The sequence below is a fragment of the Parasphingorhabdus sp. DH2-15 genome (assembly GCF_051668705.1).
In the GTDB taxonomy this organism is placed as follows: domain Bacteria; phylum Pseudomonadota; class Alphaproteobacteria; order Sphingomonadales; family Sphingomonadaceae; genus Alterisphingorhabdus.
In genome coordinates this window covers 332,124-356,799 of the sequence record NZ_CP196351.1, presented here as the reverse complement: position 1 = coordinate 356,799, position 24,676 = coordinate 332,124, and the positions used below count along the sequence as shown (strand labels likewise).

The following is a 24,676-nucleotide window of genomic DNA, read 5'->3' as shown; positions in this document are numbered from 1 at the left end:
AAAATAAAATATAATCATCTTATTATTGAGTTTTGCACTATAAAAAACGATCTACTTACCGTTTAGCATATCAGTGTCGCACACAAAGCAAGACGGGTTGCAATAAAATGCATGGCAAAGGTACAAGTCATTTTCAGGAAACAACATATCCCTCTAAAAACCCCGAACAGCAAACCTATTCCACTGCAACATCTGACAGACGCAAAGAACCGCCTGTAGAGTCTGCACAACCCCACACTACCGGATATGATATAAGTTCGACCACCAAATTGGCCACATATCTGGGCGTCCCTATCGTGATGATCACCATTATGGAAAGTGAAGACGTTTTAATTTATGATGCCTTTGGCTTAGCACCTGGACGCATGTTGGGAAAATTATCGCGGGCCTGTCACGCACGATGCCGAAATGGTGCCTATTTCAAGTCAGATATCGCCAATGATTCCTATTTTTCCGCTGTCCAAGGGCCAAAAGGACTTGGCGACAGGCGCTTCTTAGTAGGGGTTCCCGTTTACGGTACCAACAATATGCTTATCGGCACTGCGGCTATTTTGGACAGGCGCAGAAATGTCCTGATACGCCGCCATCTTTTTCGCGATCTGCATGATGCTGCACATCTGTTTATCACACATCGTCAAGCAGCCTCAGATCACGCGGCAAAAGCCAAAACAGACAATTAACAGTAAGACTTTAGTCAAAAACCGCATCGATAATGTTGCGCATGCCATCATTGACGATAGCGACTTTACGGCCAATCGGATCCGGCGCATCTGGACCAAGCTGCTGTAACAGAGCAAGTGCAGCATCGCCGCGCGGCGTGGCGGCAACAATGCGCGCTATATGATCATCAGTTTCCACTCTGGCGCAAATGGCTGCACGCGCCATGCTGCCTTTGCTATAACCAATGGTATAGCTTTCAATCACACCTGTGCAGTCCTGTTCTAATCGCTGCATCTCTGGTTGCGCATCCACTTCCGCTTGCGTTTGATTATCAACCAGCTGCGGAATATAATCGCTGGGCTGGGCGGAATATATGCCAACAGCCTCTTTGGAGAGAAAGCCCCCATTGGCAAGAACAAGGCCAAAATCTTCCGGTGCTGCACGCAATTTTTCTACCATAGAGACTATGGCATGCATTGAGTAATTATTGCCCGCTCCGCCAAAGAAAGGCAGCCCCCCTGTTACGGTAAGCTCAGCGGTCTCATCATCCAGCCCCAATGCCTCTACGGCCAATGTTACTGCACATGGAAAGCAGCTATAAAGATCATAATGGCCAATAGATGCTGTGTCTTTATTGGCCCGCTCAAGCGCCATAGAAAGACTGGCCTCAATGGCTTTTGAACGTGACAGGTCAGGACGTTTGCTGACCAAATAATCCTTCGCCTCTGCAGAGCCGTGAAGATATATCCATTTCTCCGGCGCTATGCCCAGACGTTCGGCTTCACCAATGGTGGTCATAATAACAGCCGCGCCCTGATTGACCGCATCTTGAGCAACGTGCCATTTCAAATAAGGGTCAGAAACCGGATAATTTGCAGCAGATTGCGTTGCCAGAAACGCGGCATCATAGTCCTGATCAAATTGCGCATAAGGGTTATCGCGAGCAACCTTTGCAAAACCGGCCCAAAGCCGCGACATATCTTGCAAATGTTCATCGCGCGTGCGGCCAAGTCGGCTACGCAGTCCATGTTCAAACAAAGGATAGGTGAGCGGCGGTGCACCCAGCCCGTTTCCCAGCTCATACATATCAAGCAGCATATCGCCCATGCCACGATCTTCCGTCTCACCATGTGTGTCATCGGACCAGTCGAGCGTGATACCGCCGCGCAGTGCCGTTTTCATAGCCGCTATGGCTTCGCTGCCAGTCAATACGGCCAGCTTGACCGTTCCTTCATGCAAGACAGCAGCCTGTTCATTGACCAAAGCCTGTGGGACATTGCCGCCGACGTGACTGTACACCGCACGCTGAGGCGACAGACCAGATAGCCGCGCTACAGTGCGCGGTAAGGAAGTACACTTGCCAAATGGATGCTGGTCACCGGGCAGGGAATCAGCAAAAATACGGGTGACCATTACCATATCGGCTGCACTGCCTACGGCATCACCCTGCCCTGTATCAGCCAATGCCGCGGCAACAGCATCAGCCATCAGGCTTTGCGGCGAAGGCGCATTGGCCGCATCTCCATCGCTCCAGCGCTGCATGACCTGTCCAACACCGACGATAATGGGAATATTGCGATCAACCATTGGCTGTGCCTCTCAATCTTATTTTATATTTATAGGATACTTCTAGAGCGCAATCGGCCTAGCGCAAGACACCCGAATGGCTGATCGACAGCTTGTCGCCAGTTTTTGCAAAACCCAATCTTTGCAATGCAATCGCCAATTCCGGCGCTTGCCCTGCTAATGCGAGAGTCATGACATAGCGCCTTTGCGGGTCGATAGAGATAAGCAATTGCGTACCATCTTCGGCGCTCGCAACCTGCATTGACAGATTGTCACCTTGGCAGCTGATCGTTCCTAGCAAACCCTGCTGCGCCACAAAGCGCGCGAACAATCCACTGGGCTTAACGCGAATATTACCCGAAGCAGAAACACAGCGACCATTATCAAGGGTGATATTGCCGTCATCAATATGGGCTGTAGACACGGGTATTCTGCCGGACATTGCTGCAAGGGGAATGTCCCCCATCGCATCCTCCACCACCAATTTTCCTGCCGATCCACTTAACCGTGCGGTAAATTCCTCACCTTCTGCATTGGCCCGGCGTACCGCTATTGATGGCTTTCCCAACAGGGTGGAAGGTTCCAGCCCCGCCTCCAAATTGCCCAGATCAATACCGCGAAATTGCGCATTTTCTAACCGCCCATTCCAAATACTGCCGCTCACTTGCTGTGCCGCAAAGCCTGCCTTATCGACACCGGCCAAACCAATAGCCAAGCGCATGGGGAAGAATGCTAAAGCCGCCCCTATGATGCAGAGCAAAACCAGAAGAGTGATAATAAGGCGGCGCATCAGAGTCTCCGAATAATGGGGCTATTTTAGTTGTTTGCAGCGCGCGAAAAGACAGCACGTACTGACACATTTTGTACAGAGTTAGAGGCATTTCCGGCGACAGACGGTGTGGGTGACAGCGGACGCATTGACAATTGGGTGAGTATGATGCCCTTCGCCTCAAGAGCCAGCGACCATTGCAGAAAACTGTTAGGGTTAACGCCCTCAATCGCCACCAATGCTCCATCTGCACCGCTCGCACTATTGCTATCCAGAGTGATACCGCGCTGACTGGCATCGGTAGCCAAAGTCTGCACCAAATTGCCCGCCGGGGCAGGCGCGCGCTGCGGAGCAGATTGCAATATAGCATAGCGCGCATCAAGCTGTGCTGCCTTATAGGCGCTGTCCTGATAGCTGCGCTCTGCGGCAAAACTACCCACCCAAAGTGGTCGAACTATGCCAAAAACCACTATGATAAAGAGCAACAGGCCAGCCGCAATGCCCAGCAATATCTGCTCCCTGCGCGTCAATGCCCAAAACCAGTTTTTTGCAGAGTCTATCATCCGCGCACCGTTATATCAAAAACCGTCTGGCCAGGTTGATCACATTGCTGACATGTCAGAGTGAAACCTTGGTTTATCTGCAAGTCTTCCATAAACAACCGTACATTTTCAGTGTTTTCGGCGCTTATTCGTGCCGCAACCACACCTCCGGGTTGATAGGCCAGATCTTGCAACACAATGCCCTTGCTTTCCTCCAGCGCACGCAACAAAGCAGCAGCAGGCACAGAGAATATACTCGCCCCTGCACCGCGCCGCGCAAGCGCATCATCGACCAGATTGCGTGCAGTGCCCAAATCCGTTGCTGCAGGAAAATCGGCCTGAACTTTCGTCAAAACTGCCGATATAGCTGCATCTTCGGCACTGCTATATATCCAGAGCCGAACCGCCGGTATCAATAGAGTGATGATCAGCAAGGCGGCGGCCATCCCAGCCAACCATTTTGCCCTGACAGGGGTCATATATGCGTTAGACATCTGCTTGGCGAATGCACCGTGACGCAAATCGGGCAGATGCGCTGAAGGCAAATCCGCCAGCGCTGCATGCACCCTATCCTCATCCAAAAGCTCTGGCTCTTGATCAATAAGCAATGCCTGTCGCAAGGCGCGGTCATCCGCAGCGGCCAAGTCCTGCCCCAGCAGATAATTGTGATCAGCCAATGCAAAACATGCATAACCGCTTTCTGGCAAAGGCATCAACGTTGCTGCGGGCACCACATGATCGGGTGTAAGCCCCATATCCTGCAACTGCGTCAAACGGGTCTGCAACACGCTTTTACGCACTACAGCAGAGACGGCAGCTATTGCTACCGAGCTATGTTCAAAAAGCGCTGCTGCACTGTGCATATCATCATTAGCATCTATCGCTGCGTTCAATGCCTCGGCCTGTGCAGCGGCTATGGCCTGTTGCGGGGTTATATCGGCAAAGCGGTGTACTCGCACTGCGGCATCATCATTGGACAGCAGCAATGTCACACGGTCTGGCTCAGCGCCCTGTGTGAAGCCGGATGCTGCCAGCACATCACTATCGCGGCCATATTGCACTATCCGGCCAGCCATAACCTTCCACCAAGCATAATGCGCAACCGCTCCACCGCCAGCAGCATCAATGGGCGATATAATCAGATGGATGCCATCAACGGACAATGTCTATCTCACCCAAATCGTTGACCGAAATTTGCGCTACGCCCTCGGCGCTGCGCAAGACAACATCCATGCCCTGATTGGGCAGGCCGGTATTATCAAAGGCAATGCGCATACGCTCACCATTGGCAACATCTGCCTGAATATCACCGCGCCATGCAATATTGGCCAGATTGCGCTGTGTTATGGGCAGCCATTCACCATCACGCCGTGCTTCAAAACCATAACCATTAACCCCCACCCATATAGCAACCGGCTGACCGCCTATAACGGCCTGATCACGCGCTGCGGATAATCGCGTTGCCAAACTCTCTGCATCCTGTTGAATGGCCTGAGCACGGCCGGGCAAGGTCAGCACAATAGCAGCCGTCGCCATGCCAATAATCGCAATGACGATCAGCAATTCGATAAGCGTAAACCCATTGGGTTTCGCAAAGATAGGAGAGGTTTTACTCACCGGCATAGATATCTGCATCCAAGTCATTGCCGCCGGGCTGTCCATCTGCGCCTAGTGAATATACCGCATAAGGTGTCCCGCTAGGGCCGGGCACGACATATCGATAGGGGTTGCCCCATGGGTCTTTGGGAAGTTCGCCGCGAATATAGCCGCCCGCCGGATAACGCGCAGATGCGCCCAGTGATGCTGGCGCGGTCTTTAACGCCTGCAGTCCATCCGCCATATCGGGATACCGATTATGGTCCAGCCGATATGTCTCAAGCGCCTGCTCCAAATTGCGGATATTGGCCTTGGTCGTGGTGATAGATGCGGTATCTTGTGCAGGCAGAACATTGATCGCAACAATGGTCGCAAGCAGCCCCAGGATGAAGATAACCACCAGCAATTCCACCAGCGTAAAGCCATTTTGACGCTGTTTTTTGCGCTTGCTGTTATCAACATCTGTGCCGGCCATTTCGGCTAGCTTACTGTTCTTATTGTCCATCATTCCCATAATTTTATTCGGTCCTGAACTTCTTGTGCATGACATAGCGATAGTGTCTCTCTTGCTAAAACCCAGTCAAATCCTGCAACTGCAATATGGGCAGCAAGATCGACAATATAATAACAGCTACCAACCCGCCCATTATCACAATAATCGCAGGTTCCAGCAAGGATAAGACTGTGGTGGTGAAATTTTCAAATTCGCGCTCCAGATAATCCGCTGCGCGTTCCAGCATGGTATCAAGCTGACCGGAAGCCTCTCCGCTCGCCGCCAAATAGACCAGAAGCGGTGGGAAATGCCCTGTGCTTTTCAGTGCGCCGGAAAGACTGCCGCCGCCGCGAATACGCTCGACAATCTGTTCCATTGACCGGCGCAGCACAGTGTTGCGCACGGTGCGCGCGGTGAGCTGCATACCATCAAGCAATGGCAGGCGGCTGGCCACCATAGTCGATAAGGTCCGCGCCAATCGCGCCGCATGAACATCACGAATAAGCCGTCCGATGAAAGGAATCCGCAACAAAAACCCGTCAAAACGATAGCGAAACTGTGCATTGCGCAGCCCCAATAGCAATCCAGTGATGGCCAAGAGCAAAAGCGCCAATATCAGCCACCAATAATTTGCCATAAAGCCCGAAATCGCGATCACAATATCCGTAATGGGCGGCAGGTCGGTTTTTGCGTTGTCAAACTGTTCTACAATGCGCGGCACAACCGAGACCATCAACCCGACTACCACCAGCATGGCGACCAATGCCAAAATCATGGGATAGGCCAGAGCAGTGATGATTTTACCGCGGATGGCGGCCTGTTTTTCCATCAAATCTGCCAAGCGTTCTGAGATTGCGGGAAGACTACCCGAGCTTTCACCCGCAGAAACCATGGCGCGATATATGGGCGGGAAACTTTTGGGCTCGCGTGCCATAGCATCGGCCAATGTCTGCCCCTCAACCACGCCCTTATGCACCTCTCCCAATATGTGCCGCACTGATGGATTTTCGCTTTGCCGGCTGATCGTGCCCAGGCTTTCCTCCAATGGACTGACCTGCATGAGCGATGATAGCTGGCGGGTAAACAGCATCAACTGCTTAGCTTTTAAGCGCCGCCTGCGTGCAAATGCAGCGCCCGCTGCTCCATTACTGGCAGATGATCCGCTCTGGCCGCGCTGAACCGATAATATGTGCCAGCTCTTTGCTGATAATTGCGCTATGGCCGCTTGCTTATCTGTGGCCTTTAATGATCCGCGGCGTTCGCGCCCTTTAGGATCAATGGCAATATATTGATATATCTGCATAGCGGCCGATTAACGGTCTTCATCTTCGCTGCGGGAAATACGGATCGCTTCTTCCGGCGTTGTCTCGCCAGAGCGCACCAATTTGCGCGCAGCAGCGCCCAGATTGGGAGCATGTGAGAATGCATGCCGCGCGATCAATGTTTCATCGCCGCCACTGTTAATCAATTTGCGAATAGTGTCATCAACGCGAACAGCTTCAAACACACCGATGCGCCCTTGATAGCCGCTATTGTTACAGGCCTTGCAGCCAACGGGACGGTAGACAAGAGTGTCCTTTTCGAAGCCTAGCAAAGACGCCATATTGGCATCAGATTGCACGGGTTCACGGCATTCAGGGCAAAGCCTACGCACCAGCCGCTGCGCGACCACCGCTCTTAAGGTCGATGCCAGCAAAAAGGGTTCTATCTTCATATCGCGCAGCCGCGTAATCGCGCCGATCGCATCATTGGTGTGCACGGTAGAAAGCACCAAATGCCCCGTTAAAGACGCTTGCACTGCAATGTCTGCAGTTTCGCGGTCGCGTATCTCTCCGACCATCACGACATCAGGGTCTTGCCGCAATATTGCGCGTAGACCAGCCGCGAATGTCAGTCCGACCTTGCTGTTCACCTGTGTCTGGCCAACACCATCAACGGCATATTCCACAGGGTCTTCGACCGTCAGCATGTTGCGCGAGCCGTCATTAAGCTGTTTCAGACAGGCATAAAGCGTGGTCGTTTTGCCCGCACCGGTTGGCCCAGTGACAAGAACAATGCCATTTGGCTCCTGCAACGCGCCATGCATAATCTGATGAACTTCAGCGCTCATGCCCAGAAGGTCGAGACTGATATTGGCGTTTTCTTTATCAAGCAAACGCAGCACGACACGTTCGCCTGCGCGGCTGGGCAAGGTTGAAACACGCACATCGATGAGCTTACCGCCGATAGTCAGGCCAATGCGTCCATCCTGAGGAATCCGCCGTTCAGCAATATCCAGTCGCGCCATCACCTTGATACGGCTCACCACAACCGGCGCAACATGGGCAGGCATACGCAATTTTTCATTCAGCACGCCATCAACCCGCATGCGGATGACAAGCCCTGTTTCATAAGGCTCAATATGAATGTCGGAGACACCCTGCCGCACCGCATCGGCAATGATGCCATTGATCAGCCTGATCGCAGGGGCATCATCGGAACTGTCAAGCAAATCTTCAGCAGTGGGCAGCGTATCGGCAAGATCGTCCAGACTTTCGCCCTCGCGCCGACCAATAGACTGGGCCATTTCCGCAGCATCGCCGTCAATGGCATATTGGTCAGCCAATAGCCGGTCAAATTCCGATTGCGGGGTGAATTCGATATCAAAGGGCGCAGATAAATAGCGGCGTACTTCAATCAGCACCAATGGGTCCGCTGCTTCACGCAGCGCCACTAAAAGGCGGCCGCCGCGATCACCCAATAAGATGACTCCATTCTCTTTGGCAAAGGCATAGGGTATAGTGACCAATGGCTGGCTTAAGCGCTGCGTTTCACCAATATCGGCATTATCAGCGTCCTTCTCCGCCACAGCATCGCCTTTGCGAATATGGGCCATTGCCTATTGGCCTCCTGCCGCCGCATTATCGCTGGCTGGAACGTCCGTCTGTTCTGCCGGGCCAGGCAAAGGCTGAGCGCCGCTTTGGCCGGGTATGATAATCTGTCCGCCCTGTAGTACAGCTTCATCCGCTATGGGCGGGGTCGTGCCCAGATAATCGCGCACCAGTTGATCAATGCTCGGCTCTGCATCAGGGTCACGCAAAATCTGTTGGTCGCGAATATAGCCATAACGCCGCGCAGCAATGGCGCGAGCGTCCTCGGTCGTACGCAAAATTGTTGGTCGGATAAACACCAGCAAATTGGTCTTCACACGCGATTTTCCGCGCGATTTAAAAAGCTCTCCAATCAGCGGTATATCGCCCAAAAACGGTACTTTTTGAATAGTGCGCCGCTCATTATCATCCAGCAAACCACCCAGCGCGACAATCTCTCCATCGGCGACTGTCACTATGGTGTTAATCTCACGCTTGTTGATAATAAGCTCGTTAAAATCATCAGAGACTGGCCCGACAATCGAACTCACCTCTTGCCGCAGGGCCAGACGCACTTCATTGCCAGCATTGATCTGCGGCTTGACCTCTAGCTCAATACCAACATTTTGCCGTTGGATGGTGCGGAAGGCATTGTCGAAATTGCCGGACAGTGCTTCGCCGCTGCTGACCGGAATTTCCTGTCCGAACAATATTGAACCCTGAACATTGTTGTTCACTGTCAAATGCGGGGTGGAGAGGATATTGGAATTATTATCCTCCTGCACTGCATTGATGATTGCACCCAAAATCGCATTGCCGCCCAGATCAGCAGCAAAACCGCCAAAGCCGCCACGCGCGCCCAATACGCGCGACGCAGCATTTTGACGGAGAAAATCAGATGTAGCGCTATTGGTGCTGGTCGTCACCGTTGAGCCGTTAAATGTGGTCGTAGTTTCATCCAACTCATCCGCCAATATGCCACCGGCAATATCCAAAATATTCGGGCTGACATTGGAAAATGGCGTTGCAAGAAAGGGGATATTGTCCCCACCGATAAGAAACTGCACACCCAGCTCGCGCGCGACACTGTCGGACAATTCGACGATAATCGCTTCAACCAGCACTTGCTCCTGACGCACATCAAGCTGACGGATCAGTTCGGCAAGATTACGTTGCACATCCACTGGCGCAGAAATGATGACAGCATTGGCGCCGGGATAACGTGTGATAATCGATGGCCCACGCCCGCTAACACTGCTGATCGCGCCATTATTGCCGCCGACAACGGTTGCTGATGTTGTAACTGCGGGGTTTTGCCCGTCCGAATTTGCTGCGCCATCACTGCCTTGGGTTACATTGGACGCAAAATTGGTGGGCAGTGATGAACGCTGGCCAACCAATGTCTCCAATACCGGAACCAGAGTTTCCGCATCGGCATAGTCAAGCCATACCACGCGAATTTCCGAACCATTGGCTGCGCGCGCATCAAGCTGCGCCGCCAAAGCAGTAAGCCGTGCCAAAGTGGCAGGGTCACCGCGCAATGCAATGGAATTGCTGCTATCAATAGGGACGACCGAAACGGCCTGTGTGCCCTGCCGCGCAGGAACCAATTGCTGCAATGCGACCGCAATTTCGCGCGCACCGGCATTATCGAGCGTTACCAACTGCGTCGCTGCATTGTCTTTGTCAATTTGCGTCACCAATTGACGTATCCGCCGCACATTATCGGCAAAATCAGCTATAATGATCGTGTTCGCCGCCAGATTGGCCGTCAAAGACCCTTCATTGCTGACCAATGGACGCAATGATTCCGCAGCCGATGTTGCATCGATTGATTTGAGACGGAAAACATCAGTTACAAATTGGTCACGCTGCGCAGTGCGGCTATTGCCCGGAGAGGCCTGTGCAGCAGAACCGGCAACCGGTTGAATACGATAAGCACCATTACTCGTCGGGATAGCGATCAGACCATTGGCCCGCATCGTTGAAAGAAATATCTCAAAATATTCGGAGCGGCTAAGTGGCCGGTCAGACACGACCGATACAGTGCCGTTAACCCGGGCATCAACTATGAATGTCCGCCCTGTCACTTCTGCAGCATCTGCGATAAAGGCCCGAATATCGGCATCACGCACATTCAATGTGTGCTGCGCAGCCAGAGGCGCAGAGTTCATAAGGGCCAGTACGGCGCAAATCATCAAAATATATCGCATCAATTTTCCGGTATAATAATCGCAATAGGGACAATATTTGCTCCGCGCTCCACCAGCACGGAGAAACGGCTGCCCGGTCGGGCTTTAGCAATAAGGGCACTGGTGTCTTTCGCGCTGGTGATCTTATTGCCGTCATAAGCGACTATGACATCACCCTCTCTAAAACCCAGCCTTTTGAAAACCGCGCCATCGCCTTGTGCCTTTACACTAAGGCCAGTTACCTTACTGCCATCCTGACGCGGCAAAAAGCCGACGCCCGTTGCCAAAAGGGCAGCATTATCATTGCCATCAGGTTTCGCCACTTCTGGTTGCCCTGCCCCTGCCCCTGCCAAATTGGCAACAGCTTGAGGTGGTTCGGGGCTAACCGGCGTGACATCATCTGATTGATCAATAAACAGGCTTTCCCGCGCGCCGCCACGTTCCAGCGTGACATTATCAAAGGCCACTGCCACCAATTTGACGCCGGGGATCACTTCATCGCCGATCAGAAAATTTTGCTGAACTCCGTCATTCCCGGCAATAATGGCCGAACCTCTGCCAGTGACGGCATTCATGCGGGTGCCATAAAGCACAAGGTCCAAAGCAGTAATGCGCGTTGGTCCGTCGCCTTGCGGCGTTGTAGCCAATGTTTCACCGGAAAAGGGATTATAGCGCGACAATATTGCCTCTCGCTCTTCAGGTGATGCAATTACGGCCTGTCGCGGCTGCCAACCGCCAACAGGGGTAGCAGGGCTGACCAGTAACAGTATGAACCGCACAATCTGTATGATCAGAAGCACGGTTATAACTGCCAATATTATCCAGAACCAAAAACTTTGGCTGCTGTTTTTCGCATTGGATAATGGCAATCTGGACAACATAGCAAAGAATCACCCTCCCATATTCTTGGGCTATGGCTTAGGCTTTACCATGTGGTGACGCTAGCATGACAATTTTATTGCACATTGACCATGCGGGAGGCGATTGCGCGGCGGCAGTACAGCCTATCTGTCCCTGCCGCCCAATGCGAAAATCTTAAAATTCGATATTCACGCCAAAGCTGACCGAAGTGCCATAATCATAGCTATTGGCGATAACGCGCGAGACTTCATTTTCCTGAAACTCGATATAGCTCTCGCCCAGAATGTTACGCGCTTCAAATTGCAATTGGACAGTTTTGCCAAATAATTGGATGCCCTCACGCCAGACAAAGTCGAGCAACACGCCCGGCTCTTCGAACAGGTCAGGCTGTCCCTGTGTGCCGCGGTTGGTAACGCGCGGGCTGTTATAACTCAGAATAAATGTCTGTTGTGAAAGCTGCTCACCGGTCTTTTCCAGACCGAATTGCACATTGGCCAAATGGCGGGACTGACCAACCAGCCGGTCACCATCATCAAACACACCAGCTGCGGGCGACAATGTTCCCGGGTTAAAGGGGGTCAATATCATGTCATCTTCAGTGACGTTGATCGACGAGTCAGTAAATGTATAGTTTGCCGCCAATAACAGGCGCCGCTCTTCCCAAAAATCACCGCCCAGATCAAAAAGATCGAAATATTGGACAACTTCCAATTCCAGCCCGAACAATTCGGCACTCGGAGCATTGGCAAATGTAGTGAAACGCGCTGAATCGCCTTGGGCAAACGCAATCAGCTCAATCGGGTCTTGGATATCTTTATAAAAGAATGCAGCCGAAATCCGTTCATCACGGCCGGTATACCATTCATAACGCGCTTCCAAATTGGTCAATGAGCTGTTCTGCAAAAACTCATTACCGAAGAAAACGCGGTCAGTTTCGAAATCCAGAAATTGCTGGTTTGCCAATTCACGAAATTGCGGACGCGCCAAAGTTTGCGAGGCGGCAACACGAAATTGCATATCTTCCGCAAAATTCCACGTCAGTGTCGCGGCTGGTAGAAAGTCACTTTCGCTAATATCGGTCGGCACAATCGGCACGGAACCAAGGCCAAAAATATCTTGCGGTGAAACCTGTTGGTCACTGGTTTCATAACGGACGCCAGCTTGCAGGCGCAAACCATCAACCAATTCGGCATCCACCTCTACATAAAGGCCCTGCACTTCCAATTCGCCAGCGTAAAATTGCGCACCAGCAACCCCGAAAAATTCCTGCACTTCAACGTCAAATTCCTGAACGTTAAAGTCGGACAGCAAAAAGTCGATACGCTGCTGGCTTACCTCTGCTGGCAAAGCATCACCAGCAGGAACAAATTCAAAATCACGGCGCAAAGAGTCACGTGTGTTGCGCGTATAGGCATAGCCTGTCTTTAACGTCACACCGGATGCAAATGGCAGATCATAGGCAAAATCGATGCCAAAGCCGATTGTGTCATCATCCAATTCTGAAAAAGCAATTGTTGCAAATTCACCATTGCCGATCTGTCCGAGACCGTTGACAAAAACATCCTGCCCAGAACCAGCAAAATTCTCATTCAACGCAAAGCCTGAATTAAATTCAAATGGTGAGTTACGCTGGGCGTTGGCATAGCTGGCACGCACATCGACATCCAGATCGCCAAAATCAAACTCGGTAACAATCTGCGTATTAAACAATTGCCGTTCAAAAGTGGAAGTCCGCCCTTCGTTCAATACTGCATCAGCATCGATACTGGTCCTGAAGCCTTGTCTGATACGCGCTTCTTTGGCGGTGTCGCGAACAAAAAAGTTTGTCCAGCGCAGCTTATGCTCGCCCACTTCTGCGACAAAACCCAAAAGACCATTCACGACAACACGGTTTTGCGTGGTCAGATAATCAAAGCCGCTGAGCAGACCCAAAGTGCCATCACCAGATGGTATGCCTGCCAATTCCTGACGGCCGCCACGTGTGCGGAAACCATTGCGCCATCCAGCCTGAGCAATAACGCCAATATAGGCCTCTCCAACATAGAAATTTGTGCCTGCGGACAGGTTCAAATCACCATTGAAAGGAATGTCGTTATTGCCCTGAATAACCAAAAGATTGGGGTCATTCAGACCAGCAGTAATGGCATCAATCTCAGATTCAGGCAGTCCTGCATCACCAGAAATAACTGGAATATTGTTATCAAAGGCATTTTGCAGACCGGGCGGCAAGTCGCGCGTTCCATCATCAAAGCCCAAAAAGTCTGTATCGCCGCCACGAAAGGTGAAACCGGTTTCAAGTGTTGTCTCACTATTATAACCCAGCGTGCCGCCTATTTTCAGAAACGGCTCATCGGGAATGGAGCGCGTGGTGAGGTTAATAACACCGCCGCCAAATTCACCGGGATAGCTGGCCGAATAGCTTTTGGTGATGACTGTTGAACCAATGATGCTGCTAGGAAACAGATCAAGCGGCACTGTACGGCGCAATGGTTCTGGGGAAGGCAAAGGCAGGCCATTGAGCAGAGCCGATGAATAGCGGTCACCCAAACCACGCACGAAAACAAAGCGTCCACCCACTGTGCTGAGGCCGGTAACGCGGGAAAGCGATCCGGCAATATCGCCATCAGCAGTCCGCGCGATTTCTTCCGCGCTGAGTACCGAAACAACTTCGGCTTGGTTGCGTACAGGGTTAGGAATGAAGCGGCCGATCACAGTAATGGGTTGATCGCCAGCGCCCGGGCCGGAAATCTCCACATCATCATCGAAATCGTCATCCGCATCAGCATCTTGATCCGGATCAGTTGCATCGGTCTCTGCAACCTGGTCATCAGATGTCTGCGCATAGGCCGTGAACGGTGTCAGGGCTGTGCCCATCATCAATATCGCTGCATAGGTGAGCGGCTTCTTCATCGCCATTTTTCCCTTTTGTTCATTTTATATGACAGACGGGACGCAGCCTTTGGCCGTCGTCCCGCAAGTCAAATTCCTACCCAAATATGATATTAGCTTGTGGTGATAGTTATCGTCTCACAAGCCTGATCACCGGCATAAAGGCCGCATGTCCAACCCATGAAGCGCGTATCATTCGCGTCGCGAACTGCGCCGATATAATCGACAATTTCAAAGAAGCTGCTGATCGTTGAAAGGTCAAACACAGGTACCGCTGTTTCATTAGCGCCATTGATGAATATACCGCCGAGTGTTCCGCCACCAGCGGCCAGAGAGGCCGTGCCGTTCAGCACATTGTTAGAACCGGCATCGAATGAAACCTGTGCTTCGGCAGCAGTAACATTGCTATCATCATTAAAGGCTGTGGCACATGACAAGAAGACCGATTCATAACGGATCGGGCCTTCATCCTGCAATGCGGCATCTGCTGCGCGCACTGTCTCTGCGCCATCAATATCTAGACAGGCAGAGAAGTTAGAGATTGTGCCATTGAACATGGAGATATCAGCGCCGCCGCGGACCTGTGTGCCGAAATCGCCTGAACCACCATTACCGGTAAAGGTGAAGTTGGCAATTTGGGTGAATTGCCGTGGCAGAATATCTTCACCTGTTTCAGAATCTGATTCCCAACCTTGATCCCCGCCATTCGCACGCTGTGCAACCAGAACGAATTGCATCAAACCTTGATAGCCAATGTCTGTATCAATTGAGTCATCATCATTGCCGGTCAGTGCAAGGTTTTTGCCGTTCACTGTGCCGCCAAACCATTCAATGCCATCATCTGAGCTGTTATGAACCTGAACATTTTCAAAGGTGGTGCCGCTGCCGACGCCGCCCATGGTGATGCCGTTCAGCTCATTGCCTGGTGAAATAGCAAAACCGGGGTAACGGACCTGCACGAAGGATAATGTCCCTGAATTGTCTGTTGGATCATTACCGCCGAAAAATGCACCAGATGTTCCCTCAATCGGAGCCTGACAATCTGTGCGGTTTTGGTCTGGGTTGCTTGGTCCGCCTTCTGCGCATTCTGCAATAGGGGCTTGGCCAAGCAGGACCAGACCGCCCCAATCACCAATAGAATCAACACCGGCATCACCGGTTACATTATCAGCTGAGGTAAAGATAATGGGCGATGTTGCCGAGCCATTGGCAAAAATTTGCGAACCGCGATTGATCAACAGAAAATCCGCGCCCGATGAGCCAAATATCACAACGCCTGGATCAATGGTCAGAACCGAAGGATTGGCGTTGGCGACTGTACCATCTGTTCCTGCATCAGTGCCGACATCAACGCGGCCTGACAGGGAATAAATCACCAAAGGTTCATTGGTCAGAACCGTGTTACCTGCCAGCACACCAGATAATTGGCAGTTACGCGCGACCGAACCATCAGCCAATGTTATAGTGCCAACATTGGCGGCGTTGCTGGTCGCGGGGCAATTATCGGGGGTTGCCACTGTTGTTGGTGGCGGAGGTGGAGGTGGCGGAGGTGGAGGCGTCGCAGTTGGTGGGGCCGGTACAACCACAGTGTCAGCGCCTGGTGATGCGATATTGTCTGCACCGCAAGCTGTAACGGTAACGGCAGCGACACTGGTCAACAGCACCGAACGAAAACGCGCTTTCATCATAACATAACTCCGCAATTACAATTGGCTCAAAAAATTGATTGCAGAATAATGAAATGGCGTATTTGCCCTCACCCCCCTGCTTGCGGAATTGGCCTCTAGGGTGATTCTGTTACAGTAGTTTGCGATGTTGGTGACGGATAAATGGCTTTTAGATGACTATTTTGTTTCAAAGCATCCACAGCAAGGCCGTGGATCGCACTGGTAGCACCAATATCTTCGTCAAATGATGCGAGGAGGATATGCGCTGAAAAGCGAAAAACTGCGCTTTATAGAGCCGTACTTACCTCGATTGCACACCCATCACAGGCGACACAGAACAGTCATATTCTCTGGCGGTTGCCATTTGTAAAACTGCCGCACAAACAGCGCAAAATTTCTCAAACCGTAAAAAAGCCGGACAAAAGGCCACATTATTAAAATGGCCTCTTGCCCGGCGCCAAATTTTTTGGAGATTGTTTACATATATTCTGAGCTTGGCCCTAATTACGGGCGATAGCAGTCCCTGCCTGCAGATCATTAAGCCATGTTAGTGCCTGTTTCGCGGCTTCTCTTGTGCTCATCACATCGCCATTAGCCAGCAATATATCGTAGCGGTTTCGGCTATTATGCGCCTTTAGGAAGCTTTCTTCAGCGCGAGCAAAATCGCCTGTTCGGGCATAAGCCTGTCCCAAATTGATCAGCAATGCTGGATCATTCCCATTTTTGCGAATTTCTTCCTGAAGAACGGTAATAGCGGCATCAAGGTCTGCCGTTTGCAGAACGTCCTGCCCGACGACACCATCCACAAAATCACTGTTTGTCCCGCGCGCCGTATCTTGCGCAAAGGCTGTGCCTGATACGAGAATAAGTGCCGCAATACCAGCTAAGGCCAATTTTGTGTGTTTCATCATCATCTCCTTCGAATATGACAATTTTGTAACATGAGTTACGTTAAAATGAAATATATGAGACGCGAAAAAGTCATTTTTTTGTAATATTTTTTTCATTTACGCGGCTAATCATATGTTTATTCATTATAAATCAACAATTTGATGGATATAGAAATATGAAATAAATTTTTCATATTCCTCGCAAATGACCTCTTTTCACAGCGTAATTGGCGATATTTGCCTGACCTTTGATCATAGCCCCATGCCATCTGGCATATTTTGCAGACCCATTTTCACTCGCGCACCGCAATAGGCTCTTTGCAACAGCTCCCCGAAACCATCGCCTGAAATGGCCCTCTTGAAACGGAAGATCATAAGCGCCAGATTTCCACCATGTCTGATGAAAACAAAAGCGACGCCGAATGGCGCACCACATTATCGCCTGAACAATATCACATATTGCGTGAGGGCGGCACTGAGCGCCCCTTTTCAGGGAATTATAATGATTTCAAGGGCGATGGTCTTTACCAATGCGCCGGTTGCAACGCGACTTTGTTCGATTCAGCAGATAAATATGACAGCGGCTCCGGTTGGCCCAGCTTTACCCAACCAGACCGCGCCGAAGCGGTTGCTGAGCATCGTGACGTCAGCCTGGGCATGGTCCGTACAGAGGTAAAATGCGCAAATTGTGGCGGGCATTTGGGGCATGTATTCCCTGACGGCCCCAGACCGACAGGTTTGCGCTATTGCATGAACAGCGCCTCTCTGGCTTTTGTAGACCGCGATGCAGACGCCTAAGTGTCTATAAATACATAACTTGTCATAATTTTCAGCATTAGCAAATTGCAAGAATGATCCGAAGACGCAGATGGCTTACTGAATAATAGCATATGCTTTTATTCACCCGTTATAAATGCGTCATAGGCTTAAGCGATATTGGTAGCTTTATTAATCAGCAAAACCGCTTATTGTGGTTTTACGGTTGATGAAGAAATGGCCGGGGGTCGCGGTTCCATCGAGGGTGAAATTCGAAATTTATGGTGAAACGTACCAAAAAAGGTTCGGGCAAGAAGCAGGCGGGCAAGACAAAAAAGACCGCCAGCAAGTCTGTCATTAGCTTGTGGTTCTGGCGTATCTTTCGCGTTGGTCTGGTAACTGGCTTGGTGGGCGTCATCACCATTGGCGTCTCTGTATGGACAGCGGTGTCCAGCATGCCTGGCTTTGATGAATTAAAAGCATCTCCAAATGGCCAAATGATTTTGGTGCGCGCCGCTGATGGCAGCGAGATTGTGCAATTAGGGCCCAGTTTCGGACAGTGGCTAAGCTATGATGACATTCCCAAAGTCATGAAGGATGCCATGGTTGCGGTCGAAGATCGCCGCTATTACAGCCATATTGGCGTTGATCCTGTCGGTATCGCCCGCGCCGCCAGTGTAAGGTTGGAACGTGGGCACTGGGCGCAAGGCGGGTCAACAATATCGCAGCAATTAGCGCGCAATATCTTCCTGACCAACAGCAGAACCTTTGCGCGCAAGGGGCGTGAAATGATTCTGGCATTGGCGCTGGAACGCAAATTCAGCAAAAAGCAAATACTCGAATTGTATCTCAACAAAGTCTATTTTGGCGGCGGCGCTTATGGCGTTGATTCAGCCAGCAGACGTTTTTTCGGTCATCCCGCGACAAAATTAAGCCTCGCAGAATCTGCAATCATTGCCGGATTGGTAAAGGCGCCTTCTAACTATTCTCCAACTGCCGATGCACAAGCAGCAGTTGATCGTGCTTCAGTGGTGCTTGAAGTGATGCAGGACGCTGGCACCATTACGGCTGCGCAGGCAGCCGAAACACGGCCCGCTCAGGTGAAACTATCAACCGAACGCGGACAGAACAGCGTACGTTATTTTACCGATTGGGCCCTGCCCCAACTCGATACTCTCATAGAGGAGACAAATGCTCCGCTAGAAGTATGGACCACGCTGGATATCAAGATGCAAAGAGCGGCAACCGCAGCCATTCAGGCCAATGCACCGGGAGGCGCACAAGGCGCATTGGTATCTATTGATCGCGATGGTGCAGTGCGGGCCATGGTGGGCGGGACGGACTATGTCACATCCAATTATAACAGAGCCACCAACGCCGTTAGGCAACCCGGATCGGCATGGAAATTATTTGTTTATATGGCTGCGCTGGAGTCGGGATATACAACCGAAGATATAGTGGTCGATGAACCTGTAACCATCGCTGGCTGGACACCGCGCAACAGCGGGGACCGCTATGCAGGTGCGATTACCTTGCGCACGGCCTTTGCCTATTCAAAAAATACCGTGGCGGCACAAATTGGTGATGAACTAGGCTATGGCACTATCGCCAATATGGCGCGGCGTTTTGGCATTAGCACACCAATAAAAACGACGCCGTCTATGGTTTTGGGAACATCTGAAGTCAGAGTGCTGGATATGACCAGTGCCTTTGCTGGCGTCAGCCAGGGCGGCACTTTGGTGACGCCTTATGGAATATCCAAGGTGACCACTATCGATGGTGAAGTGCTCTATGAACAAAAGAATAAGCAAAAGACAGAGCTGGTGCCTGATTATGTTACCGCTGGCATTACAGACCTATTGCAAACAGCCGTAAACACCGGAACCGGTCGCGCAGCACAGATAGGCCGACCCGTCGCAGGCAAGACGGGTACAACAAACAGCAACAAAGATGGCTGGTTCCTAGGTTTTTCCAGCGGGTTAACAACAGGCGTATGGATGGGCCGGGATGATGCGAAGGCGGTTAGTGGTTTACAGGGCGGTCGTGCGCCTGCTCGGGCTTTTGCCGATTTCATGAAAATCGCAGTGGCAGGCCGCAAGGTTGAGAAATTTGATACAGATGTTGTGCTGCCCGATTGGTTGTCCGAACCGGATGATGAAGTCTATTTTGGCGATGATGGTGATTCATTTTTTGTCGATGAAAATGGCAATCCTATCACGCTGGGCGACAATGATTTTTATGATCTGGAAGACGGCACTGACACCCCTGATCAGGACCAACCTTTACCACAAACGCTAGACGAAAAATGGATTGACCGCGCAACTGGCGGGGACGAGCAAAAACGTCCAGCACCTACTGATAAGCCCGCTCCGCCGCAGGATGATGGTGCACCAAATGGATCTTTCAACAATCTGTTGTCTTTGGATGTTGATCGCTCGCGCAATCCTATAATCCGCCCCATTATAGATAAAGCGGCCTAAGGCTTATTATTCGTTAGCTAGCGCTGAACTGAACGCCATATAGGCTGTTGCCATGCGCTTTTAGCCACGCATCAGCAGCGGTGCGATCGCCTTCATAAATAGTGTCCATCCAATCATAAAAGCGCTGACTATGGTCCATATGTCGCAAGTGCGCGACTTCATGTGCAATCACTGCACGGCGCACATTAGCAGGTGCCATAATCAAACGCCATTGCACCCTGACCCAACCGCTTTGTGAGCAACTGCCCCAGCGGCGTCTGGCATTGCTCAAACCGATTCTGGGTATCTTGCTCTCGCCAGCACGTTCACAATATTCTGCCAGATCTTCGGTAAATATGCTGCGTGCCTTTGCTTTTAGCCAGCGCTCTATACGTCCAGCGATGAGTGCTTCTTCCCCGCCGACAAGCAACATGTCACCACGCAAATCCGGTGTGCGCAGATACTCTTTTGACCAGCTAATCTGATAATCATTGCCGCAAAATGACACTATATCATGATTAGCAAGCACCTTATTTGGACCTAAGGCTGCCAGGCGCTGCTCTATCCACTCGGTTCTGCTGGCAATGAAAGCCAGCGCCTCACGCTTTGCAACCCAATGTGGCATAGTTACTGAAATACCGCGCTTTGCCGTATCTATACGCAAAGAGATGGAACGGGATCGTGGATGGCGACGGATCGTCAAGGGTATTTCGCGGTTGCCAATATTGATGACGGATTGCGCACTGCTGGCGCTGCTCTTTTGTTTGTGCGTGGAGCCGGTGCGTCCGTTTTTACCAGCAAACAGGTCCTGCAATCCACCCATGTCAGTTGAACCTAGTCGTACAGCTCATAATGGGGTTTCCATTATGTGATGTTCCAACGGTCCGGCAAAGTCTTCAGACACGCAGCGCCCAGCGACACTATGCCCGCCTATCAGCATGGCCTCATCACTGCCGGTTTTCAAATAGTGCCAGTCTGGTATCGGCTTATTCTGACTGCGCAGCACATAAGTACACGTTGATGGCAGCCATGAAATGTCAGCCAATTTGGATGGTGTAAGCTGCAAGCAATCAGGCACCTTGGCTTTGCGATGGCGATAATCACTGCATCTCGCACTTGTGACATCGAGCAAACGGCATGCAACATTGGTCGGATAGATGTCGCCGCTATCTGCATCTTCAACTTTGTGGAGACAGCATTTGCCGCAACCATCGCACAAGGCTTCCCATTGTGCGCGGTCAAGTGACTCCAAAGGCTGTTCCCAAAATGGCGATTCCTTATTTTGCAGCTCGCTTCCCGTCACGATCAAAGTGCGTCCTCAGTCGGGCCCCATTTTTCAATCACAGCGGCAATTTGTTCGGGTGTTGAAGGTGAGCCATCATCATTTTTATCAACCGGCAATAAGGCCAGCGGTTTGCCATCCGCGTCAAACAAATAGGTGTTGCGGCTATGATCCATAAGATAGCCCGTAAAACCTTCTTCTTCGCGCTTGGCACGAAAAACTGCGAACTTGCGGGCAGTCTCTACTATCTGCTCTTCACTGCCGGTCAGGCCGACTAAGCGTGGGTGAAAAGCCGTTACATAGTCTTTCATCACTTCAGGTGTATCGCGCTCAGGGTCAATCGTCACAAAAATTGGTTGTATCTTCGCTGCACGCTCAGGATACGCCTTTTCAAACAAGGCAAAACCCTGAGTCAATTTTTGCAGATCGACAGGGCAGACATCAGGGCAATAGCTATAACCGAAATACATAATCCGGTATTTGCCAGCAAAGTCGCTCTCTTTAACCGTCTCTCCATCTTGGTTGACCAATGTAAATGCGCCGCCAATCGTAGCGCCTTCAAGTGGCGGCGGCGCATCCGTGCTGGAACATGCCGCTAATATGAGCAGCAAAGGGAAAGCAAAAATCAGTCGCAAAATATTAGTCCTCATCTTCAATCGCACGGACAATGTCCTGATGCATGTTCAGCAGATGGCAATTATCTTCCGTCTAGAAAAGTGCCTAACCATGATATATATAGTATCTTACAGAGCTGATGGCATGACTACCAATGAAAAACATATATATGCTGTCCTCCACATCTATAAAAATTGCAGCCTTATTGAGAGCAAAGCATGACAATGAATATCCTCCCCGCAGCTAAGACAGCGCGTCAAGAGCATAGTGCAACATTCCAAGTCTTTGGCCGCATCCTGGCCTTTCTGGCTTTATTTATGGTCGCTCTGCCAGCACAAGCACAGTTTACTGAAAGCTATAATTTTCTGAAAGCTGTACGTGAACGTGATGGCAGTGCAGCTAATAATCTGCTGAATAAACCTGGATCAACGATCGTTAACGCTCGTGATATCAAAACCGGCGCGACGGGTCTGCACATTGTGATTGAACGCAGAGATGCCGTATGGCTAAGGTTCTTACTGCAAAAAGGTGGCAATCCCAATATTGCTGATAAAGAGGGTTTGACGCCGCTTATGTTGGCGACCAATTTGCGCTTTATCGAAGGCGCAGAAATATTGCTGTCGCGCAAAGCAAATGTCGATCAAGCCAATCGTTCTGGCGAAACGCCTCTTATCCGTGCCGTACAATTGGACAATATAGCGTTGGTAAGACTGCTACTGAAAAACGGCGCTGATCCAGACCGTGTAGACAGCTTATCCGGACAATCAGCGCGCGATTATGCTTCCGCTGATCCACGGCGCGCGCCTTTATTGGCTGAGATCGAAAAATCTGATGCAGAACGAGCAGGGGAAAAGAAAGAAACCCCTGTCTTCGGGCCGACTTTTCGCAGCTTCTAAAACTTGACCGGTCACTATATCAATCTTCATTGATATCAAGAATATGCGGATCATTTTGCATAGCATTGCGCTGCAGTGCAGCTGCGCCCAATAGTTTCAGGGTTTTTGTCCGCCGTGCAGATGCCAAGGCATTACGGCGTGCAGGACGCAAAACCTCTGCATCATAACTATCTGCAACTATCAGGCCCGTGCGCTCTGGCAAAAAAAGCTCACCATTAACGATATTGCTATCGAGATCAGGCGCCAAGGCCCAGTAAAACTGGTCACAATATTCCAGATAATCCGTCCATTTCTTATCACCCAGCAAATCGCTCTTGGCGACCTTAATCTCAACGATCACAATATTCCCACCTTTATCCATACCGATCAAATCCGCGCGTCTTTTGTTGGGCAGGTTAAATTCAGGCATCATCCAAATTGCGTGTCGCGCAAACAACCGAGTTACGCCCCGCGCAATATGCTGAGCTTCATAAGCTGTGGTCCGACGGCCCCCAGCAGAAGGTGAGATATCTGCATCAGAGACAGACGAGGCGGAGTGCGAATCAATAATCATATGACTTTTTAGAACATAGTATGAACATATGCAATAATTGCTGCGATGCAGCATAAGTTATAACGAAAACTGCGTGAAATACGCCACAGCTAATGCTTTATTTTGTGCAAATGCACAAAAATGTAATTTTTATACTTGTGCAGCGCAGCAATTTTGTGCAGTCTTAAATTGTTTGAAGGGCATTCATACGAAATGTGGGTGCAGTGCACAAACTGGTGCGAATAACTGGTGAGGGAAAGCCAGAGAAAATTTCGTACCAATAAGGGAAATTTAGAAAGGGACTTCATGACAACCGTTACATCTCTACGCCGGTCCGCCGCCGGTGCTACACTTGCTTTGCTCTGCTTCACAGCCTCACCTGCACTTGCACAGGATGAAGAAGAAGAAAAAGCGATTACAGTTTCTGGTTCAGTATCATTTACCAATGACTATCGTTTCCGCGGTGTGTCGCAGTCAGATGAAGAAATTGCCATTCAGGGCGGGCTGACCATTGCCCATAAAAGCGGCATTTATGTTGGCACTTGGGGTTCAAATCTTGCAGGTTGGGGCACATTTGGCGGCGCCAATACCGAGCTCGACCTGATCGTTGGTTTCAGCACCACAATTGGCGATGCAGCAATTGATACCGGGGTAACTTGGTACACCTATCCAGGCGGCGCGGATAATAGTGACTTTTTCGAAGGCTATTTTTCTGTCAGCGGCACAACGGGGCCATTGAGCCTGACTGCAGCAGTGAACTATGCGCCTGAGCAAGAGGCTTTGGGCAACTTCTCTGCGACGCCTTTCAGTAATGGCCAAAGCGAAGACAATCTCTACCTCTCAGGTGGAGCAGATTTCGCTATTCCTAATACGCCTGTGACGTTGAGCGCGCATATCGGTTATTCAGAAGGCAATCCAGGCCTTGGCCCTAACGGCACTTCGGTTGCACCAACCGGTGAATATTGGGATTGGTCGCTGGGTGCCTCTGTTCCCATTACCGGACCATTGTCGCTGTCGGTTGCTTATGTCGATACCGATATCGGCGTTGCTGAGTCCGCTTTTCTGCAACCCAATTTCAGCCTCGGCAATGACGGCACCGGCCAAATTGCAGATGCACAGCTAGTGATTGCTCTGACTGCAGAATTCTAAAACTCTGCACGTC

General features: G+C 50.9%; 22 protein-coding genes. 5 read left to right on the top strand and 17 right to left on the bottom strand.

The features are described 5' to 3' along the window. Nucleotides 1-107: 107 nt before the first annotated feature. Complete coding sequence (locus tag ACR9YC_RS01675) at nucleotides 108-680, top strand: hypothetical protein (protein WP_438729068.1); 573 nt, start codon at nucleotides 108-110, stop codon at nucleotides 678-680. Between the two features lie 10 nt (nucleotides 681-690). Here ACR9YC_RS01675 and ACR9YC_RS01670 read toward each other — a convergent pair whose 3' ends face one another. From ACR9YC_RS01670 to ACR9YC_RS01610, 13 genes are all read right to left on the bottom strand, one after another. Then, a complete protein-coding gene (locus ACR9YC_RS01670; RefSeq protein ID WP_438729066.1) occupies nucleotides 691-2,247 on the bottom strand; it encodes a hypothetical protein in 1,557 nt (518 codons plus the stop codon). Nucleotides 2,248-2,305: 58 nt separating this feature from the next. Continuing rightward, nucleotides 2,306-3,016: a type II secretion system protein N gene (gene gspN, locus ACR9YC_RS01665; RefSeq protein ID WP_438729064.1), complete on the bottom strand. Its 711-nt coding sequence runs from the start codon at nucleotides 3,014-3,016 to the stop codon at nucleotides 2,306-2,308. A 26-nt stretch (nucleotides 3,017-3,042) separates the two neighbouring features. Further along, nucleotides 3,043-3,558, bottom strand: coding sequence for a type II secretion system protein GspM (gene gspM / locus ACR9YC_RS01660; RefSeq protein ID WP_438729062.1), 516 nt, complete (start codon nucleotides 3,556-3,558; stop codon nucleotides 3,043-3,045). Further along, nucleotides 3,555-4,700 (bottom strand): type II secretion system protein GspL, encoded by a 1,146-nt coding sequence (locus ACR9YC_RS01655; RefSeq protein ID WP_438729060.1) that lies wholly within the window; start codon nucleotides 4,698-4,700, stop codon nucleotides 3,555-3,557. The genes gspM and ACR9YC_RS01655 overlap by 4 nt, the downstream gene beginning before the upstream one ends. After that, entirely contained in the window at nucleotides 4,690-5,160 is a 471-nt protein-coding gene (locus tag ACR9YC_RS01650) for a GspH/FimT family pseudopilin (protein ID WP_438729058.1), read from the bottom strand. The genes ACR9YC_RS01655 and ACR9YC_RS01650 overlap by 11 nt, the downstream gene beginning before the upstream one ends. Continuing rightward, a complete protein-coding gene (gene gspG, locus ACR9YC_RS01645; RefSeq protein WP_438729056.1) occupies nucleotides 5,147-5,647 on the bottom strand; it encodes a type II secretion system major pseudopilin GspG in 501 nt (166 codons plus the stop codon). The genes ACR9YC_RS01650 and gspG overlap by 14 nt, the downstream gene beginning before the upstream one ends. A gap of 55 nt (nucleotides 5,648-5,702) precedes the next feature. Next, nucleotides 5,703-6,929, bottom strand: coding sequence for a type II secretion system inner membrane protein GspF (gene gspF / locus ACR9YC_RS01640; protein WP_438729054.1), 1,227 nt, complete (start codon nucleotides 6,927-6,929; stop codon nucleotides 5,703-5,705). Nucleotides 6,930-6,938: 9 nt separating this feature from the next. Then, on the bottom strand, nucleotides 6,939-8,501 hold the full coding sequence (gene gspE / locus ACR9YC_RS01635; RefSeq protein WP_438729052.1) for a type II secretion system ATPase GspE: 1,563 nt from the start codon (nucleotides 8,499-8,501) through the stop codon (nucleotides 6,939-6,941). Nucleotides 8,502-8,504: 3 nt separating this feature from the next. Further along, nucleotides 8,505-10,688 carry a type II secretion system secretin GspD gene (gspD, locus tag ACR9YC_RS01630; protein ID WP_438729050.1) on the bottom strand — a complete coding sequence of 728 codons (2,184 nt, stop codon included), beginning with the start codon at nucleotides 10,686-10,688 and terminating at the stop codon, nucleotides 8,505-8,507. After that, nucleotides 10,688-11,548, bottom strand: a complete 861-nt coding sequence (locus tag ACR9YC_RS01625; RefSeq protein ID WP_438729048.1) for a type II secretion system protein N — start codon at nucleotides 11,546-11,548, stop codon at nucleotides 10,688-10,690. Before ACR9YC_RS01625 ends, gspD begins: the two co-directional genes overlap by 1 nt. A gap of 154 nt (nucleotides 11,549-11,702) precedes the next feature. Continuing rightward, on the bottom strand, nucleotides 11,703-14,444 hold the full coding sequence (locus tag ACR9YC_RS01620) for a TonB-dependent receptor domain-containing protein (protein WP_438729046.1): 2,742 nt from the start codon (nucleotides 14,442-14,444) through the stop codon (nucleotides 11,703-11,705). 86 nt (nucleotides 14,445-14,530) lie between these two features. After that, nucleotides 14,531-16,105 (bottom strand): hypothetical protein, encoded by a 1,575-nt coding sequence (locus ACR9YC_RS01615; protein WP_438729044.1) that lies wholly within the window; start codon nucleotides 16,103-16,105, stop codon nucleotides 14,531-14,533. A 479-nt stretch (nucleotides 16,106-16,584) separates the two neighbouring features. Beyond that, the gene (locus ACR9YC_RS01610) at nucleotides 16,585-16,992 is read right to left on the bottom strand and encodes a tetratricopeptide repeat protein (RefSeq protein WP_438729042.1); all 408 of its coding nucleotides are present in this window, start codon (nucleotides 16,990-16,992) and stop codon (nucleotides 16,585-16,587) included. A gap of 375 nt (nucleotides 16,993-17,367) precedes the next feature. On the opposite strand from ACR9YC_RS01610, the gene msrB reads away from it, so the two are divergent. Together msrB and ACR9YC_RS01600 are read left to right on the top strand one after the other, a co-directional pair. Then, nucleotides 17,368-17,772, top strand: a complete 405-nt coding sequence (gene msrB, locus ACR9YC_RS01605) for a peptide-methionine (R)-S-oxide reductase MsrB (protein WP_438729040.1) — start codon at nucleotides 17,368-17,370, stop codon at nucleotides 17,770-17,772. 239 nt (nucleotides 17,773-18,011) lie between these two features. Further along, entirely contained in the window at nucleotides 18,012-20,210 is a 2,199-nt protein-coding gene (locus tag ACR9YC_RS01600) for a transglycosylase domain-containing protein (RefSeq protein ID WP_438729038.1), read from the top strand. A 13-nt stretch (nucleotides 20,211-20,223) separates the two neighbouring features. Here ACR9YC_RS01600 and ACR9YC_RS01595 read toward each other — a convergent pair whose 3' ends face one another. The 3 genes from ACR9YC_RS01595 to ACR9YC_RS01585 are packed head-to-tail and all read right to left on the bottom strand — an operon-like array spanning nucleotide 20,224 to nucleotide 22,121. Continuing rightward, nucleotides 20,224-21,012 carry a M48 family metallopeptidase gene (locus tag ACR9YC_RS01595; RefSeq protein ID WP_438729036.1) on the bottom strand — a complete coding sequence of 263 codons (789 nt, stop codon included), beginning with the start codon at nucleotides 21,010-21,012 and terminating at the stop codon, nucleotides 20,224-20,226. 24 nt (nucleotides 21,013-21,036) lie between these two features. Further along, a complete protein-coding gene (locus ACR9YC_RS01590) occupies nucleotides 21,037-21,492 on the bottom strand; it encodes a YcgN family cysteine cluster protein (RefSeq protein ID WP_438729034.1) in 456 nt (151 codons plus the stop codon). Between the two features lie 2 nt (nucleotides 21,493-21,494). After that, complete coding sequence (locus tag ACR9YC_RS01585) at nucleotides 21,495-22,121, bottom strand: SCO family protein (protein ID WP_438729032.1); 627 nt, start codon at nucleotides 22,119-22,121, stop codon at nucleotides 21,495-21,497. A 183-nt stretch (nucleotides 22,122-22,304) separates the two neighbouring features. On the opposite strand from ACR9YC_RS01585, the gene ACR9YC_RS01580 reads away from it, so the two are divergent. Then, nucleotides 22,305-22,982, top strand: coding sequence for an ankyrin repeat domain-containing protein (locus tag ACR9YC_RS01580; RefSeq protein WP_438729030.1), 678 nt, complete (start codon nucleotides 22,305-22,307; stop codon nucleotides 22,980-22,982). A gap of 19 nt (nucleotides 22,983-23,001) precedes the next feature. Here ACR9YC_RS01580 and ACR9YC_RS01575 read toward each other — a convergent pair whose 3' ends face one another. Continuing rightward, complete coding sequence (locus ACR9YC_RS01575) at nucleotides 23,002-23,394, bottom strand: MmcB family DNA repair protein (RefSeq protein WP_438729028.1); 393 nt, start codon at nucleotides 23,392-23,394, stop codon at nucleotides 23,002-23,004. Between the two features lie 426 nt (nucleotides 23,395-23,820). On the opposite strand from ACR9YC_RS01575, the gene ACR9YC_RS01570 reads away from it, so the two are divergent. Then, a complete protein-coding gene (locus tag ACR9YC_RS01570) occupies nucleotides 23,821-24,663 on the top strand; it encodes a TorF family putative porin (RefSeq protein ID WP_438729026.1) in 843 nt (280 codons plus the stop codon). Nucleotides 24,664-24,676: the final 13 nt, after the last annotated feature.